This is a genomic window from Arthrobacter oryzae (assembly GCF_030812315.1).
Classification (GTDB): domain Bacteria; phylum Actinomycetota; class Actinomycetes; order Actinomycetales; family Micrococcaceae; genus Arthrobacter; species Arthrobacter oryzae_B.
Genome location: NZ_JAUSSM010000002.1, coordinates 654,848 through 670,810, shown reverse-complemented (window position 1 = coordinate 670,810; position 15,963 = coordinate 654,848). Strand labels below are relative to the sequence as shown.

Sequence of the window (15,963 nt, the reverse complement as noted above, 5' to 3'; positions counted from 1 at the left end):
CAAGTAACTGGCAGTTAACGTCGTGAAAAGCGCGAATGACGACGTTAACTGCGAGTCAGTTGGGCAGGATGATGTTGAGGGCGTGCGCCTTGCGCGCCGTGCCTTCGACCAGCTCGGCTTCCCACTTTTCCCGGGCCGCCTTGAGCAGCTGGGCAGGCGTGCGGGGGCCGGCGCCGCGGCGCGTCATCAGGTGGCGTGCCAGCTCGCCGCGGGTGTGCTTGGCGAAGTGGCTGACCACCTTGCGGACGCCGTTCACCTCCGTGAAGACGTTGACGGCAACTGTCTGCGCCGGCGGGGGAGACCAAGCGGCGGCGTAGGTACTGGAGCGGCAGTCCACCAACAGCTCGCCTTCGGTTTCAGCAGCCAGCGCATCCGAAATCTGCGGCTTCCAGAACGAGGCAAGGCGGCCGACGTCGGGCAGTGACGTCCCCATCGACAGCCGGTAGGCCGGCACCCGGTCGGCAAAGCGGATGGCGCCCCAGAGGGCGGAAATGACCAGCACCGACTCATCCGCCTTGCGGCGCTGCGCCGCCGTCAGTGACGGGTAGCCCAGCGCGTCATACAGGACTCCGGAGTAGACCTGGTGCGCCGGAGCGGCCGGCTCCGTATGCAGCCGGGTGTTGCGTTCGACGTCGGCACTCAGCGAGGCGCCGACGCCCAGCAGCGCGAGGGCGTCATGGTGGGCGCTGACGTTTCCCAGTGCCTCCAGCACCTTCGCGCGGTAAGTATTCAAAGAGGGAAAGCTCAGGGCGGTCCAGTCGACGGCGTCACCGGTGGGAGCGGGGGTCTTGCCTTCAGACGGCGGCAGCAGAATCAGCACCGTACGATCTTACCGGCGCGCGCAAAAAAACGGACGCTGCGGTGACGGCGGCTGCACGCGTCAGGCCAAGTTCCGGCCCAGGAAAGCGAAGACCTCCGGGAGGATGGAGCGCCAGTAGCCGTCGTCGTGGCCGCCGTGCTGGAACCCACCCTCACGGTCGCCGGGCAGGCCGCTTACATAGTCCTGCACGCTGTAAAGCAGGTTGTCGGACGTGCCGCAGTCGATTCTTTTCGGCAGCAGCTCAAGCTCCGGCCGGAGGGCAAAGATGTCGTTGGCCGCGAAATCCTCGGCGCTGTCAAAATTGTCCGTCCGCCCGGCGTCGTGCAGGCTCCAGACTGCCGGGCTCATCGCCGCGACGGCACGGAGTCCGGGGATCCGGTGCTGGGACGCGAGGAGCAGCGCGCCAAATCCGCCCATCGACAGGCCGAAAACGGCGATCCTGCCGGTGTCGAGGCCCTGGTCCGCCAGCAGCGGGATGAATTCCTCCACCACCATCGCCTGTGTGTCCGTGCCGGTTGCGCGGCGGTGCCACCAGCTTTCGCCGCCATCCACGGCCGCGATCGCGAACGGCGTCCCGCCGCGGGCCACGTGCTGTGACAGGACGTTGGCCGCACGGAGCTCCTCGAAGATCATCCGGTGGTCGGAGCCTGTCCCGTGCAGGAAGAGCGCCACGGGAGGAGTTCCGGCTGTGGCACCCACCGGGGATCCGGGGGAGCTGCCCGTCCCGGGTACGGCCAGGGACCAGTTCGTGGCGGTCTGCGGCCGGAACTGCGAGGTGAAGCTGCCGGTGCGCATGGACAACGGCGCGGCGGGGCCGGATGTCGTCCCGGCGGAGCACGCAGCCAGGGAGGCGGCCGCGGCAGCGCCGGCTCCGAGCCCCAGCAAGCGGCGGCGGGAAATTCCAGGCGAACCCATGGCCCGATCATAGGCGGGATGGCGCGGGAAGCGGAGACCGTCCCGAACAACGGGGGCGGGACCAGTGCCCGGACGGAACGGGCCGCCACTGCACGTAGAATGAAATGCGGATGGGTTGACCAGGCGGCTGCGCGTCACGCAAGTGGCTCGAGGAACGTCCGGGCTCCGCAGGGCAGGGTGGTGGGTAACGCCCACTCGGGGTAACCCGCAGGCCAGTGCCACAGAGAACAGACCGCCTGCATCGCGCCGGTTTTGAAAGCGGCACGAAGCAGGTAAGGGTGAAACGGTGGTGTAAGAGACCACCAGCTTCCCGGGTGACCGGGAAGGCTAGGTAAACCCCACCCGGAGCAAGGCCAGACAGGGCACGTTCGAGGGCTGCTCGCCCGAGTGCCCGGGTAGGCCGCTGGAGGGCGTCGGCAACGGCGTTCGTAGATGGATGGCCGCTATTCCCGCCCCGGCAACGGCGCGGGAACACAGAACCCGGCGTATCGGTCAACCCATCCACCACAAGCATCCGGCCGGCCACCCGGCGAGCCAGCGAGGCCGTGTGAGTGACTTCACGCTCTTCGCGGCGGTGGAGGGGGCTTTGCCACCTTAGAATGGATAGCGAACGTAGAAGTTCTGCCGCCGGGTCTGCGTTCGCAGCTGGCGGTTTTTCTTTGCGTTTCTCCAAGGCGTCCGGGGTGGACCGAATCCCCGCCGATGCCTGTGCCCCGGAATACCTCCGGTGGCCGACATCCGCATACGAAGACGTATGTGGTTGACCCAAGGAAGGTAGTTCTGTGAGCCAGACGTCAGATTCTTGTCTTGATACGTGGATGGGCCGGGAGGCGCTTGCCGAGGCCATGATCCCGGTGATCGGCCGGCTGTACCGCGAGAACAACGTGGTGACCTCAATCCACGGCCGCAGCCTGATCAACAAGTCCACCATGAACATCCTGAAGGCGCATCGTTTTGCACGCCGGATGAGCAAGGACGAGCTGCTCCTCGAAGAGACGGCCCCGCTGCTGGATGCCCTCGCCGGTCTGGAACTGGGCGCTGCGGCAATCGACATCGCCCGCCTGAACCAGAAGTACAAGACCGAGGCCAACGGTGCGAGCCTGGATGAGTTCCTACGCGCTGAACTCGCCGACATCGTGGGCAAGCGGGGCGGCGATGACCGCACCAGCACCGACGTCGTGCTCTACGGCTTTGGCCGTATTGGCCGCCTGCTGGCGCGCCTCCTGATCGAAAAGGCCGGTGGCGGTCACGGCCTCCGGCTCCGCGCCATCGTGGTCCGCCGCGGCTCGGACAACGACCTCGCCAAGCGGGCCAGCCTGCTCCGCCGCGACTCCGTCCACGGCTCGTTCGAGGGCACCATCAAGGTCGACACCGAGAACAACACCATCACGGCCAACGGCGTGCAGGTCCAGGTCATCTACTCGGACAACCCCTCCACGGTGGACTACACGGCCTACGGCATCAAGGATGCGCTGGTCGTGGACAACACGGGACGCTGGCGCGACGCCGAAGGCCTGTCCCAGCACCTGCTGGCCAAGGGCGTTTCGCGCGTCCTGCTCACGGCACCGGGCAAGGGCGACCTGAAGAACATCGTCCACGGCATCAACCACGGCACCATCCTGGATTCGGACAAGATCGTCACGGCCGCGTCCTGCACCACCAACGCCATCACTCCGGTCCTGAAGGCCATCAACGACAAGTTCGGTGTGGTCCACGGCCACGTCGAGACGGTCCACTCCTTCACCAACGACCAGAACCTGATCGACAACTTCCACAAGGGCGACCGCCGTGGACGTTCCGCCGCGCTGAACATGGTGATCACCGAAACAGGTGCCGCCAAGGCCGTGGCCAAGGCACTGCCCGAACTCTTGGGCAAGCTCACCGGCAGCTCCATCCGCGTTCCCACCCCGGACGTGTCCCTGGCCATCCTGAACCTGAGCCTGGAGCACGGCACCACCAAGGACGAAGTCAACGACTTCCTGCGGCAGATGTCGCTGCACTCGGACCTGCGCAAGCAGATCGACTACATCGATTCGCCGGAAGTGGTCTCCACCGACTTCGTCGGCTCACGCCGCGCGGGAATTGTTGATGGCCTTGCCACCATCTCCAATGACAAGAACCTTGTCCTCTACGTCTGGTACGACAACGAGTTCGGCTACAGCTGCCAGGTAGTCCGCGTGATGGAGGAAATGGCAGGCGTCAACCCGCCGTCGTTCCCCGTCAAGGAGCCGGCCGCGGCGCTGGCAGCGATCGCAGCGGTCTAGCGGCCGGGCTGTTTCAGCATTGAGGTTTCCCGGCGGGTGCTCTGGCATCCGCCGGGAAACCGACACAGAATGGTGTCATGGAACAGGAATCGACTCTCGAACATGAGACCACGCTGGAACACGCCCTCGACGTAGCGCGCCAGAACCACAAGGAAGCCACCCGTCTCTTCGAACAGGCGCGCGTGGCGCATGCTGCGGGAGAGGTTCCGGAAAGCCGGGTCAAACAGCTCGAGGACCTGCTGGACATCGCCACCGAAGACCTCAAACGTGTGATCAAGGAGCAGTAACCGCTCCTCCACACTGTGGATATCGGCCTGGTTGTCAGTGCCCCGGCCTAGGCTTTTCGCGTGCATAGGAATCGTCACCGGACCCATCAGCCATGACCATCAGCTGGACGGCGTACCGCCGCGCCCGGCGCCGCTCCCGTCAGGCCTGGGCAATCCTGATTGTGCTGGCCGTAGGACTGGTTGCCGCCGTTTCCTGGTTTTTCATCGCCGGCCAGTTCGCCGCCGCAGAGCCGCCGGTCACCGGTCCCAGCGAAGCTCCGGTGCTGGACCCATCGTGGATGAAACCCGTTCCCCCGGTCCGGCCGGTGCCCGAAGGCAGTGCCGAGGCGGCGCTGGAGACCCTCGCCGTAAAGGGGCGGGCCGCCAATGACAACTACGAGCGCACTGCATTCGGCCAGGCGTGGATGGATGTGGACCGCAACGGCTGCGACACCCGCAACGACATCCTGCGGCGTGACCTGGCCGGCGCGCAGTTTACTGAGGGATCGCGCTGCCGCGTGGCAGCCGGCCAGTTCCACGAGCCGTACACCGGGGCGGTGGTGACCTTTACAAGGGGAGCGGAAAGCAGCAAGGCCGTCCAGATCGACCATGTGGTGGCGCTGGGGGACGCTTGGCAGAAGGGCGCCCAGCAGCTGACGCCGCAACAGCGCCAGAGCCTCGCCAATGATCCCCTAAACCTCGTGGCCGCGGACGGTCCGGCCAACCAGGAGAAAAGCGCTTCAGACGCAGCCAGCTGGCTGCCGAAGAACAGGGCCTTCAGGTGCCACTATGTCGCCCGCCAGATTTCCGTGAAATCCGCTTACGCGCTGTGGGTCACGCAGCCGGAGAAGGATGCCATGAAGCGGGTGCTGGCATCGTGCCCGCAGCAGCAGACGGTCATTCCCCGCTAGCAGCCGGGGGAGCCGGGCGCCGTTCAGCAGCGTCGTCCAGCAGCGGCGCCCAGCGGCGCAGTAGCCGCTGGTGTGCCGTTTGGCTCAGTGCCCGAAGGGATCGGGGTCGACGCCGGGCATCCAGGTCAGGCCGGGAACTCCCCAGCCGCTCCGCTTGGCCTGCTTCATGGCCTTCCGGGCGTAGCGGTCCATCAGCCGGTTCACGTAGAGCTTGCCGTCCAGGTGGTCGTACTCATGCTGGATGATCCGGGCGAACCAGTCCGTGGCTTCAAAGTCCACCGGCTTCCCGTCACCGTCAAACCCCTGGACCCGCGCCCACTCCGCACGCTTGAGGGGATACTGGCCGCCGGGAAACGACAGGCAGCCCTCCACCTCCTCGTCCGGGTCCGGAAGGGCGCCGGAAACCTTGGACAGCGTAAGGACCGGGTTCACCAGCACTCCCGCAGGGGAAACGCCGTCGTCATTGGCGAACTTGTAAACAAAGATGCGCTTGCCCACGCCCACCTGCGGTGCGGCGAGCCCCACTCCGTTGGCGGCGTCGTTCGTCTCGAACATGTCGGCGATGAGCGTGCGGAGTTCGTCGTCGAAGACTTCCACTTCGGCGGCCCGGCGGTGCAGGACCGGCTCGCCCCAGATGGTGATCGGCAGAACGGTCATGTCAGGTTGTTCCTTTGATGCTGTGCGGGATCAGGTCCGGGAAGAGTCCGGCCCGCACGACAGCCGGTGCCATGGACCTTTCCAGGAAACAAATAAAGGCCGCACCGGATAACCGGTGCGGCCTTTACGTAAGGGCGGAAAATCCTGCCCTTCATGAGGGTGAGCGACGGGGGTTGAACCCGCGACCTCCTGGACCACAACCAGGCGCTCTGCCAACTGAGCTACGCCCACCATGTGCCCTGCGAGACCGTCCGGCTATCCGGCTGTCTTGGAAGGCAACGTCATATAGCTTACCTGCTCCGCGGGGGTGTTTTTGCCACTTTTGCCCCTTTTGCGAAAATTTCCCGCAAACGTGGTGCAGATTACTTTTCTGCAGGCTCCGCGAGGGTTCCGGCGGAGGCCATGACGGACTTCGAAATGCGCTGTGCGGTGGCACTGTCCGGACCCGGCGCGGGAACAAAGATCGCCTCGCGGTAATACCGCAGCTCATCGATGGAATCCTTGATGTCCCCGAGGGCGCGGTGGCCGCCGTGCTTGGCCGGGGCCTGGAAGTACGCGCGGGCGAACCAGCGCCGCGAGAGTTCCTTGATGGTGCTGACGTCAATCACCCGGTAGTGCAGGTGCTCCACCACGGCGGGCATGTCCCGGGCGAGGAACACGCGGTCGGTGCCCACGGAGTTGCCGCCCAGCGGGGCCTTGCGGGGGTCCGGAACCCACTTCGCGATGTACTCCATGATGACGGCCTCGGCTTCGGCCATGGTTTTGCCGTGCGGAAGCTCCTCGAGCAGGCCGGAGCGCGTATGCATGTCCCGGACGAAGTCGTTCATCTGGGCCAGGGCGGCATCATCGGGGCGGATGACGACGTCGACACCTTCGCCGAGAATGTTCAGTTCAGAGTCGGTGACCAGGGCGGCAACCTCAATGAGGGCGTCGTTTTTGGGGTCCAGGCCGGTCATCTCGCAGTCGATCCAGACAATGCGTTCGTTAGTTATAGGCACCCGCCCAGCCTACCGTTTCGCGGCTCTTGAGCTGTCCGATGCTAGGATTTCGGGTACGTGGCGGTGCCCTTTCTTCACTGCTGCGGCCCCGCTTCCGCCGGCCTGCCCGGCTGCCATCGGGTGAAATATGCCCCACAACAGATTGGACGATCCTGAGATGACGGCGCCTGTACCTGCGGCGGGAAATGTGGCTGCCGGTACGTCACCGGAGCCGGCAGCGGCTGAAGTGGACAACGCCCTCTCACCCCTCCTCTCGGGGTTCGCAGGTTCGATGTTCATGGCGATCGGCTCGCTGGGGGTCGGCTGGCTCGCCCCCGTCTCGGAGCTTCGCCGCCTGCCGCTGTTCATCTGGATGCGCACAGAAGCCGTGGGAGTTGCGCTGTCCATCGTGCTGCTGGCCGTGGGCGGCATGCTCCTGGTCCGTGCCTGGCTTCGCCTTGGCCAGCGTGTGCGTGTTTGGGGCGCTGGTGCCCGCAAGGCCACGCTGCAGGCAGTCGCCCTGTGGGGGCTGCCCATGATGTTCTCCGTGCCGCTCTTCAGCCGGGACGTGTACGCCTACATCGGGCAGGGCCGCCTTATGGTCGAAGGCTTCAACCCCTACGAGAACGGCATCTCGGCCCTGTCCAACTATTTCCAGCTCGGTGCTGACAAGATGTGGACGGAAGCGCCGGTTCCGTACGGCCAGCTGTTCCTGTGGATTGAACAACTCGTGGTGTGGACCACGAACGTGCACCCGGAAGCCAGCGTGATGCTGTTCCGGCTGGCGGCGCTCGTTGGCGTCGTGCTGTGCATTGTCTATGTGCCCAAACTGGCGGAGCTGCACGGCGTGAATCCGCACCGGGCGCTGTGGCTGACTGCAGCCAACCCGCTCTTCCTCACCAACTTCATCGCCAGCGTCCACAACGATGCGCTGATGATCGGACTCGCGCTGGCCGGGCTCTACTACTGCGCTACCAAGCGTGTGGTGTTCGGACTCGTGCTTGTGACGCTTTCGATCTCCGTCAAACCGATCACTATCGTGTTCCTGCCGTTCATCGGGCTTCTCTGGGCCGGTAAGAACGCAGCCTGGCCACGGAAGTTCATTTTCTGGGGACTCACAGCCGGCATCAGCGTGGCAATCCTGTACGGCATGAGCCTGGTGAACGGCTTCGGCTTCGGCTGGGTGAACGGGTTGTCCGCCCCCGGCAGCATCTGGATCTGGTACGCCCCGGTCGGCCTGCTGGGGCTCGTGGTGGCCTCCATCTCCAACGCCTTCGGGCTGGACGGCTGGGGGCTGGCCAAATGGGTTTACGACGCCGGCAAGCTGCTCGCCGTCGGTATCGTCGCCTGGCAGATCTTCCGCGGCGACCATGACCGGCTGATGCGCCGGCTCACCCTGGCGTTCGCGGCAGTGGTCCTGCTCGCCCCCATGATCCAGTCCTGGTATGTGGTGTGGCTTATCCCGCTGTTTGCCGTTACCGGCATCCGGGACGACTGGCAGGTGAAGGCCCTCTACTTCATCGTGTCCTTCTTTATGGTTTACGCCATCTCGGACCAGCTGGAAGTCTTCCCCTACCTGCAGACCGAGGACCTGGGCCTTCCCCTGGCCCTTGCACGCAACGCCGCGGCCATCATCGCCCTGATGTTCGCGCTGTACCTGATCTTCCTGGACCCCAAAACGAAGCAGCTGTTCAGCAAACCGGACGAGCCGGTGACCACCCGCCCGGTCATCTGACGGGAGCCGGACACAGTTCGGTCCGTCTATTCCCGGCGGTCAGTCTTCTGCAGGCAGGTTCCGGAGCGCCTCGCGGAGTGAAAGCGGGCTGAGGCCGGCCGCGTGCTTCGCAGCAAACTGCCTGACCCACGCAGGATCGGTTTTTGCGTACTCGCGCAACGCCCAGCCGATGGCCTTGCGGATGAAGAACTCCCGGTCCGCCAGGTTGGCCTCGATAACGGCGGCCAGGAGTTCGGTGTCGGTGTTGGCTTTCGCCCCCAACTGGGCCGTGATGGACGACCTCCGGATCCAGAAGTCCGGGTCCGTGCTCCACCGCAGCAGGACCGGTGTCAACACGCTCCGGTGAGCCTGCAGCAGCCGGCCCAGCCGGTCTTCCACACCGTCCACCAGGTCCCACCACGCTCCGGTGCGGATGATTTCCTCGTAGACAGGCAACATTGCCAGGTCCGTCCTCACAAGCCGCGAGGCCGTCAGGTCTATCGCGGCATACCGTTCCTCCCGGTAGGTCGCCGTCCGGAAGAGCTCCAGCACGGCTGACCTCAGCTCGTCGGCCGACGTGAACGGCGCGGCTGCGGCCTCAGCTTTGACGATCCTTCGCACCTCGGGCACACGCACGCCCAACTGCGGCATGGCCGATTTCAGGTAGGCCTGTGCGCCAGCGCCACGCGCCGGGTCGGCGGAGGCGGTGAGCCTGGCCCGGATGGCTGCAAGCACGTCGCTGTGTCCCATGGAGCAACGATAGCCACAAGTGGTCCGTGCTTACCTGGTGTCCGGGCCCTAGAGTGGAGCACAAAACAGCGGTCCGCCGGAGAAGGCAATCCTCCGGGACTGCGCCAGCATCCCGGAGGTACCAGCATGTCCATGATCAAGAGCCCAGACGAGATTGCGCAGATGCGTGAGGCCGGGCGGGTCGTGGCTAACACCCTGGCTGCGGTGAAGGACGCAGCGGATGTGGGTGTCTCCCTCAAGGAACTTGATGAACTGGCCGCCGAGACGATTTCGGCCGCGGGTGCAGCGCCCGCCTTCCTCAACTACCGTCCCCGGTGGGCCTCGGTTCCTTTTCCGGGTGTCATCTGCACCAGCGTCAACGACGCAGTGGTCCACGGGATCCCGAACGACTACCGGCTACAGGACGGTGACCTCCTCAGTGTGGACTGCGGCGCGTTCTTGGAGGGCTGGTGCGGGGATGCCGCCGTCAGCTTCGTCGTCGGCACTCCGGATCCGATGGACCTCGCGCTGGTTGCTGCCACCGATGCGGCCCTGGCGCGTGGAATCGAGATGGCCCGGATCGGCAACAAAATGGGCGACCTTGCCTATGCGATCGGCGGAGCGGCACGCCGGGCCGGCTACGGCCTGCTGGCCGATCACGGCGGTCACGGGATCGGCCGGACGATGCACGCAGAGCCTCCTGTGCCGAACGATGGTCGTCCCGGCCGTGGCATAAAACTGACGGAGGGGCTGGTGATCGCCATTGAACCGATGCTGATCCTCGGAGGCAAAGACGACTACTACCACGACGACGACGAGTGGACGCTGCGGTCCGCCAACGGCCGCCGGGCGGCCCACAGCGAACACACCGTCGCCGTCACGGCGGACGGGCCGGTGATCCTCACGCTGCCCTGATGGCCGCGCCCATCGCGGGAAGTGATGGCAGGGGATTACAATAGTGAGCGCTAACAACCTCTCCCAGCAGTAACGGAAACCACATGACCGCCACCGAGCACCAGATCAGTTTCGGCCCCTACACCGCCATCGCCACGGCCAGGGGAGGGGCCCTCCGCGAACTCCGGCACGACGGCCGCGATCTGGTGATCAGCTTCGGCGCCGACGGCGGTATCCCGGACTACCGCGGTGTCATCTGTGCTCCGTGGCCGAACCGGCTGGCTGATGGCCGCTACAGCTTCGACGGCGGGGATTTCCAGGCCGCGGTCAACGAGGAGGAGCGGGGGACCGCCCTTCACGGACTGGTGTTCGGGGCACTGTGGGAACTGCGGGAACAGACCGCTTTGTCCGTCCGCCTTGGCGCCCGCGTCGAGCCGGGCGAGGGGTATCCGGGGCGCCTTGACGTCTCCGTTGAATACGAGCTGCGGGCCGACGGGCTGCGCAGCACCGTTCGTGCCGAGAACATTGGGGCGGATGCGGCGCCCTACGGCGTCTGCCCCCACCCGTACCTTGTAGCCGGAAACGCCCCGCTCGATGAGTGGACCGTGCAGATCCCGGCCACCGAATACATGGAGGTCTCCGCCGACAGGCTCCTGCCCGAAGGCATGGCCGGCGTCGAGGGCCACGCCTTCGACTTCCGGACCGAAAAGCTCCTGGGTGCCGTGGAGATCGACCATGCCTTTACCGGCCTGATTCCCAACGGGGACGGCCTCGCGGCCGTTCGGGCCTTTGACCCGTCCGGCACCGGCGTCGAGCTGGAGTGGGATAGTGCGTGGCCGTGGCTGCAGATCCACACCGCGGACAAACCCGCAGGGCCGTCCCGGCTTGGCCTCGCGGTTGAACCCATGACGTGCCCGCCGGATGCGTTCAACAGCGGTACCGGCGTGATCCGGCTGGCCCCGGGGGAGTCCCACGAGGCCAGCTGGACCATCCGGGCGCTCAACCGTTGAGGTAGGCCCCCGCGTAACGCCGGTACTGGGCGAGGACGTCCGGGGAGCCGCCGCCGGGCGACGTCACGTTGATCCGGGCCGATTCCCACTCCGGCCACCGTCCCGTGAGGACGGCCGCCGCCTGGCGGGCGGCGCCGTCGGCCACGTATTCCCCTGGCTCGGGCACCACGACGGGGAGGCCGAATACGGAGGCGGCAATCTGCTGCACCGCAGCGGACTGCGCCCCGCCTCCCACCAGGATGATCCGCGCGGCAGTGACCCCCTGTGCCTGCAAAGCCGCCAGGCCGTCCGCGAGGGAACAGACCACGCCTTCGACGGCGGCCCGGGCCAGGTTGGGGCGCGTGTAGCTGGCCAGGGTGGCCCCGTGGAGGGAGCCGGTGGCGTGCGGCAGGTTGGGTGTGCGTTCACCTTCGAAATACGGCACAAGCGTGAGCCCGCCGGATCCGGCCGGGGCGTCCAGGGCGAGTTCCGTGAGTCCGGCAAGGGTCACGCCGAGCAGCGCAGCGGTGGAATCGAAAATCCGGGTGGCGTTCAGTGTGCAGGCAAGGGGGAGGAAGTTGCCGGTGGCATCTGCGAAACCGGCAACGAGTCCGGTCGCATCGGCGGCGGGAGCCGCAGAGACGGCGAAGACGGTCCCTGACGTTCCCAGCGACACCACAACATCGCCGGGACGCGCGTCGACGCCGAGGGCAGCAGCGGCGTTGTCGCCGGCTCCGGGGCCGATGAGCGCACCGGCCGGGGTCTGCCCGGCGGCCTCCAGTGAACCGGCGACGGCGGGAAGCACCGGCACATGGCCAAGGGCCTTCTCGAGAATCTCCGGTAAGTAGGTCCCCGACGCCGTGGAGAAGTAGCCCGTGCCGGACGCGTCGGACCTGTCAGTCCGGAGCAGCTGCAGCGACGACGGACCCGTTCCTGGTCCGTGGCCGGCCAGCCGCCAGCTGAGCCAGTCATGCGGGAGGCAGACGGCCGCGACGCGGCGGGCATTGTCCGGTTCCTCCCGTGCCAGCCAGCGAAGTTTAGTGATGGTCAGGGACGCCACCGGGACGGTCCCTGTCGCCTCCGCCCAAAAGGCGGCGCCGGCGGCGGGGTCGCCGTCGCCCGCCTCTGCGATGAGCTGCTCGGCGTCGCCGGCCGAGCGTGTGTCGTTCCACAGCAGCGCCGGGCGGACCACCGCACCGGAGGAATCCAGGCACACCATGCCGTGCTGCTGGCCGCCGACGGACACGGCGGCGACGTCGTCAATGCCGCCCGCCTGGGCGATGGCCTCCTGGAGGGCAGTCCACCAGTGGTCGGGGTGGATCTCGCTGCCTTCGGGGTGGGCCGCGCGCCCCTGGCGGACCAGCACGCCGGTGCCGGCTTCGCGGATCACCACTTTGCATGACTGTGTGGAGCTGTCGATTCCGGCGACTAGCGGCATGGCGGGTTCTTTCTGCAAGGTTGCCGCCGGACCCGGCAATATCCGGATCCGGCGGCAGCGGGTAGTGCTGTTGGGGAAAGCGGGCCTAGCGGGCGCCGAGCAGGTGCTCGATGGCCAACTGGTTGAGGCGGACGAAGGCGAACGAGCGCTGGGCGGCCGCATCGGCGTCGAACTCCGCGAAGGCGGAGGCGTCAGCGAGCAGCTCCGCGGCGGTCTCGCCGGCGGCAAGTGTGGGCTCGCCGAGTTCGAACACGCCGGACGTCTTCAACGCTTCCTGCACGTCGGGGTCGGCGCGGAAGGCGAGGGCGCGTTCCTTGAGCAGCAGGTACATGGACATGTTGGACTTTGCGGATTCCCAGACACCGTCGTAGCCGTCGGTGCGGGAGGGCTTGTAGTCGAAGTGACGCGGACCGTCGTACTTGGGGCCGCCGTTGGGGAACCCGTTTTCGAGAAGGTCCACCGTGAAGAATGCGCTGGTCAGGTCGCCGTGGCCGAAGACGAGGTCCTGGTCGTACTTGATGCCGCGCTGGCCGTTGAGGTCGATGTGGAAGAGCTTCCCTGCCCACAGTGCCTGGGCGATGCCGTGGGTGAAGTTCAGTCCGGCCATCTGCTCGTGGCCGGTTTCCGGGTTGAGGCCCACGATGTCGCCGTGTTCGAGCTGGGCGATAAAGGCCAGCCCGTGTCCGACTGTCGGAAGGAAGATGTCACCGCGGGGCTCGTTGGGCTTGGGTTCCAGGGCGATCCGGAGGCCGTAGCCTTTGTCCTTGATGTAGGCCGCGGCCGTGTCCACGCCCTCCTTCATGCGGTCCAGGGCGGCCGAGAGGTCCTTGGAGCCGTCGTATTCGCTGCCTTCGCGTCCGCCCCACATCACGAAGGTTTCGGCGCCCAGCTCGGCTGCGAGGTCGATGTTCTGCAGGACCTTGCTGAGCGCGAACCGGCGGACGGACCGGTCGTTGGAGGTGAAGCCGCCGTCCTTGAAGACCGGGTGGCTGAACAGGTTGGTGGTGACCATGGGGGTCTTCAGGCCGGTCTCGGCCAGGGCTGCCTTGAAGTTCTTCAGGATCAGACCGCGCTCGGAGGACGTGGCGTCGAACGGGATCAGGTCGTTGTCGTGGAAGGTGATGCCGTAGGCGCCGAGTTCGCTGAGCTTGCGTACGGCCTCGACTGGGTCCAGTGCGGGGCGGGTGGCGACGCCGAACGGATCCGCGCCGGTCCAGCCGACGGTCCAAAGGCCGAAGGTGAAACGGTCTGCAGGGGTGGGCTGAAGAGTCATGAAGCGTCCTTGGTTCAGAGGGGCCGGCCACTGCTGGGGAGCCGGAGGATCAATTAGTTTTCAATCTGAACTATATGCATCATGATTGACTTAGGTCAATGATCAAGGCGGCGGAAATGTCTCTGGAAAAAAATGCCGACGGCGGTCCGGGCCGCCCTGCGCCCGGCCGCGTCGAGGATGTCCGGCGCGGAAACCTGGTGCGGGTGCTGGCTTCCCTGGCGAAGGCGCGCAGTGATCCGGACATGCACCCAACACGTGCTGACCTGGCGGCCCGGACGGGCCTCACCAAGGCCTCCGTGTCCAGCCTCGTCGCGGAGCTGGTGGATGCCGGGCTGGTGGCGGAGTCCGGCGCTGCCCGGGACGGTGAACGCGGCCGCCCGGGCGTGGCCCTGGAGTTGAGCAACCGCCGCGGCGTGGTGGGCATGGAAATCAATGTCGACTATATTTCGGCCGGGCTTCTGGACCTTGGCGGAACGCTGCGGATCCACAGGACACTGGAAAGCAGCAACCGCGGCGAGTCGCCCGAATCCGTCATGACCCTGCTGGCCGGGCTGGTCAGCGACATTGCTGCCGAAGCGTCCGCGGCCGGAATCGTGATTTTAGGCGGTGGACTTGCTGTTCCCGGACTCGTGGACGCGACATCGGGGACTGTGGACAGCGCCCCCAACCTGCACTGGCGCGGGGTTGCACTGGAGCTTGGCAGGCTGCTTCCCGCTGCGCCGTTCGGCACGGTCCTGCACAATGAAGCCAACTGCGCGGCGTTGGGCGAGCTTTGGTACGGGCACGGACTGGATTTCCACGACTACCTCTTTGTCTCCGGGGAAGTGGGGGTCGGTGGTGGCCTGGTGATCGGCTCCGAACTGTTCGCAGGCCCCCGGGGGCAGGCAGGCGAGGTGGGCCACATGGTGGTGGAACCGTCCGGGCCCGACTGCTCATGCGGCGGCCATGGCTGCCTGGAAACGTTCGCCGGGCAGGAGGCCATCTTCTCCGAAGCAGGCATTCCGCCGGGCACGGCATCCGTGCGGCTCGCGGGGCTCCGCGAACAACTCGCCTCCGGAGATTCGGCCGCCATTTCAGCGGTCGCCCGCGCAGGCCACTACCTGGGGATTGCCGCGGCATCCACGGCGCGCCTGATGAACCTGTCCGCCGTGGTGCTCGGCGGCCACTTCACCCAGATGGGACCGTGGATTACTCCCGCTGTGGTGCGGAGCCTGGCCGACTATTCGCCCGGCGTCGTCAGTCCCGACAGGGTTGCGGTCTCGGAGCTGGGCCAGTCCGCGGCGTTGCTGGGTGCGGCCGGAAGTTCCCTGCGCTCCGTCCTGGCCGCCCCGTTCAGCCTGACACCGGCAGGATAGGCTTCGCGCCGGGCTGTGCTCAGGCCGGGCCGGTGTTCAGGATTAGGCGACGAGCCGGACCACCGCCCGGCCGGGGACCGCGTCGCTGACTACCTTGAAGCCGGCGGCCAGGAACAGTTTCAGGGTTCCGTGGTAGAGATCGGCGGGGCCCGCTTTCGGCCGCTGCTCAGGTACAACGGGGTAGCCTTCCACGATGCCGGCGCCGTGGGCAAAGGCATGGCCGACGGCGGCCTGAAGCAGCGCTGCAGCCACACCGGTGCGGCGGTGGCCCGGTGCGACGACGAAGCAGCTCACCGACCAGACGGGCAGTTCAGGTCCGTCCCCGGGCTGGCTGGCCGCGGCCGGGCCGGCGGCCTTCAAAACCTGCGAACGCAGGATCCGCGGGTAGCAGCCGCGCGGTTCGACCGCGCACCAGCCCACCGGCTGGCCGTCCCTGAAGGCGAGGACCCCGGGCGCCGGTGCGCCGGCGTCGAACTTTTCCCGTAGTTGGTTCTTACGGTCCCCGGGAGCGGAGTCATTCCATTCCGGCCCGGTCAGGGCGAAAAACCTGCACCAGCAGCGCGACGGCTCGCCGCGAACACCGAAAAGGCGTTCGACGTCGGGCCATTCGGCCGGCGCAGTGGTCACCGGCGCGGTGGTCACGGGCGCTGCGGTCACCGGTGCAGGGCTGTCGGATCGCTTGGCGGTCATGGAAACAGGCTAGACCGGTTGCCTGCTGCGACGGAACGCCGCTGCGTCGAATCTCAGGCGTGGGCTCGGGT

At 66.6% G+C, this 15,963-nt stretch carries 15 protein-coding genes, 1 tRNA gene and 1 other RNA gene; 8 read left to right on the top strand and 9 right to left on the bottom strand.

What is annotated here, in order from left to right:
- Positions 1 to 55: 55 nt before the first annotated feature.
- Positions 56 to 820, bottom strand: coding sequence for a YaaA family protein (locus J2S97_RS06635; protein ID WP_307047687.1), 765 nt, complete (start codon positions 818 to 820; stop codon positions 56 to 58).
- 60 nt (positions 821 to 880) lie between these two features.
- Entirely contained in the window at positions 881 to 1,735 is an 855-nt protein-coding gene (locus J2S97_RS06630; protein ID WP_307047685.1) for an alpha/beta hydrolase, read from the bottom strand.
- Positions 1,736 to 1,846: 111 nt separating this feature from the next.
- Here J2S97_RS06630 and rnpB point away from each other — a divergent pair.
- The 4 genes from rnpB to J2S97_RS06610 all read left to right on the top strand — a co-directional run bounded on the left by rnpB (position 1,847) and on the right by J2S97_RS06610 (position 5,176).
- An RNA gene (rnpB, locus tag J2S97_RS06625) (RNase P RNA component class A) lies at positions 1,847 to 2,239 on the top strand.
- Positions 2,240 to 2,517: 278 nt separating this feature from the next.
- Positions 2,518 to 3,999, top strand: coding sequence for a glyceraldehyde-3-phosphate dehydrogenase (locus J2S97_RS06620; RefSeq protein WP_307047683.1), 1,482 nt, complete (start codon positions 2,518 to 2,520; stop codon positions 3,997 to 3,999).
- Positions 4,000 to 4,076: 77 nt separating this feature from the next.
- On the top strand, positions 4,077 to 4,286 hold the full coding sequence (locus J2S97_RS06615; protein WP_307047682.1) for a hypothetical protein: 210 nt from the start codon (positions 4,077 to 4,079) through the stop codon (positions 4,284 to 4,286).
- A 92-nt stretch (positions 4,287 to 4,378) separates the two neighbouring features.
- Positions 4,379 to 5,176, top strand: a complete 798-nt coding sequence (locus J2S97_RS06610; protein WP_307047679.1) for an HNH endonuclease family protein — start codon at positions 4,379 to 4,381, stop codon at positions 5,174 to 5,176.
- 84 nt (positions 5,177 to 5,260) lie between these two features.
- Here the strand turns inward: J2S97_RS06610 and def are convergent, their stop codons facing one another.
- The 3 genes from def to orn all read right to left on the bottom strand — a co-directional run bounded on the left by def (position 5,261) and on the right by orn (position 6,831).
- Positions 5,261 to 5,833, bottom strand: coding sequence for a peptide deformylase (def, locus tag J2S97_RS06605; protein WP_307047677.1), 573 nt, complete (start codon positions 5,831 to 5,833; stop codon positions 5,261 to 5,263).
- Between the two features lie 158 nt (positions 5,834 to 5,991).
- Positions 5,992 to 6,064: transfer RNA gene (locus tag J2S97_RS06600), tRNA-His, on the bottom strand.
- A 131-nt stretch (positions 6,065 to 6,195) separates the two neighbouring features.
- On the bottom strand, positions 6,196 to 6,831 hold the full coding sequence (gene orn / locus J2S97_RS06595; protein ID WP_307047675.1) for an oligoribonuclease: 636 nt from the start codon (positions 6,829 to 6,831) through the stop codon (positions 6,196 to 6,198).
- Positions 6,832 to 6,988: 157 nt separating this feature from the next.
- Between orn and mptB the strand changes: the two genes are divergently transcribed.
- On the top strand, positions 6,989 to 8,545 hold the full coding sequence (gene mptB / locus J2S97_RS06590) for a polyprenol phosphomannose-dependent alpha 1,6 mannosyltransferase MptB (RefSeq protein ID WP_307047673.1): 1,557 nt from the start codon (positions 6,989 to 6,991) through the stop codon (positions 8,543 to 8,545).
- A gap of 39 nt (positions 8,546 to 8,584) precedes the next feature.
- Here the strand turns inward: mptB and J2S97_RS06585 are convergent, their stop codons facing one another.
- Entirely contained in the window at positions 8,585 to 9,274 is a 690-nt protein-coding gene (locus J2S97_RS06585) for a DNA alkylation repair protein (protein ID WP_307047670.1), read from the bottom strand.
- Between the two features lie 126 nt (positions 9,275 to 9,400).
- Here J2S97_RS06585 and map point away from each other — a divergent pair, with 126 nt between their 5' ends.
- Together map and J2S97_RS06575 are read left to right on the top strand one after the other, a co-directional pair.
- Entirely contained in the window at positions 9,401 to 10,168 is a 768-nt protein-coding gene (map, locus tag J2S97_RS06580; RefSeq protein WP_307047668.1) for a type I methionyl aminopeptidase, read from the top strand.
- 83 nt (positions 10,169 to 10,251) lie between these two features.
- The gene (locus J2S97_RS06575; RefSeq protein WP_307047666.1) at positions 10,252 to 11,157 is read left to right on the top strand and encodes an aldose 1-epimerase family protein; all 906 of its coding nucleotides are present in this window, start codon (positions 10,252 to 10,254) and stop codon (positions 11,155 to 11,157) included.
- Here J2S97_RS06575 and xylB read toward each other — a convergent pair.
- Together xylB and xylA are read right to left on the bottom strand one after the other, a co-directional pair.
- Entirely contained in the window at positions 11,147 to 12,574 is a 1,428-nt protein-coding gene (gene xylB / locus J2S97_RS06570) for a xylulokinase (RefSeq protein ID WP_307047664.1), read from the bottom strand. The genes J2S97_RS06575 and xylB overlap by 11 nt on opposite strands.
- An 85-nt stretch (positions 12,575 to 12,659) precedes the next feature.
- The gene (gene xylA, locus J2S97_RS06565) at positions 12,660 to 13,847 is read right to left on the bottom strand and encodes a xylose isomerase (RefSeq protein ID WP_307047662.1); all 1,188 of its coding nucleotides are present in this window, start codon (positions 13,845 to 13,847) and stop codon (positions 12,660 to 12,662) included.
- Between the two features lie 116 nt (positions 13,848 to 13,963).
- On the opposite strand from xylA, the gene J2S97_RS06560 reads away from it, so the two are divergent.
- Complete coding sequence (locus J2S97_RS06560; protein ID WP_307047660.1) at positions 13,964 to 15,202, top strand: ROK family transcriptional regulator; 1,239 nt, start codon at positions 13,964 to 13,966, stop codon at positions 15,200 to 15,202.
- Between the two features lie 42 nt (positions 15,203 to 15,244).
- On the opposite strand, the gene J2S97_RS06555 is transcribed toward J2S97_RS06560, so the two are convergent.
- Entirely contained in the window at positions 15,245 to 15,892 is a 648-nt protein-coding gene (locus J2S97_RS06555) for a GNAT family N-acetyltransferase (RefSeq protein WP_307047658.1), read from the bottom strand.
- Positions 15,893 to 15,963: the final 71 nt, after the last annotated feature.

Coding starts and splice junctions, on each gene's coding strand:
- J2S97_RS06630 (WP_307047685.1), bottom strand. CDS start 1,735: ATGGGTTCGCCTGGAATTTCCCGCCGCCGCTTGCTGGGGCTCGGAGCC.
- J2S97_RS06560 (WP_307047660.1), top strand. CDS start 13,964: ATGTCTCTGGAAAAAAATGCCGACGGCGGTCCGGGCCGCCCTGCGCCC.
- J2S97_RS06575 (WP_307047666.1), top strand. CDS start 10,252: ATGACCGCCACCGAGCACCAGATCAGTTTCGGCCCCTACACCGCCATC.
- mptB (WP_307047673.1), top strand. CDS start 6,989: ATGACGGCGCCTGTACCTGCGGCGGGAAATGTGGCTGCCGGTACGTCA.
- xylB (WP_307047664.1), bottom strand. CDS start 12,574: ATGCCGCTAGTCGCCGGAATCGACAGCTCCACACAGTCATGCAAAGTG.
- def (WP_307047677.1), bottom strand. CDS start 5,833: ATGACCGTTCTGCCGATCACCATCTGGGGCGAGCCGGTCCTGCACCGC.
- J2S97_RS06610 (WP_307047679.1), top strand. CDS start 4,379: ATGACCATCAGCTGGACGGCGTACCGCCGCGCCCGGCGCCGCTCCCGT.
- J2S97_RS06555 (WP_307047658.1), bottom strand. CDS start 15,892: ATGACCGCCAAGCGATCCGACAGCCCTGCACCGGTGACCGCAGCGCCC.
- map (WP_307047668.1), top strand. CDS start 9,401: ATGTCCATGATCAAGAGCCCAGACGAGATTGCGCAGATGCGTGAGGCC.
- J2S97_RS06615 (WP_307047682.1), top strand. CDS start 4,077: ATGGAACAGGAATCGACTCTCGAACATGAGACCACGCTGGAACACGCC.
- J2S97_RS06585 (WP_307047670.1), bottom strand. CDS start 9,274: ATGGGACACAGCGACGTGCTTGCAGCCATCCGGGCCAGGCTCACCGCC.
- xylA (WP_307047662.1), bottom strand. CDS start 13,847: ATGACTCTTCAGCCCACCCCTGCAGACCGTTTCACCTTCGGCCTTTGG.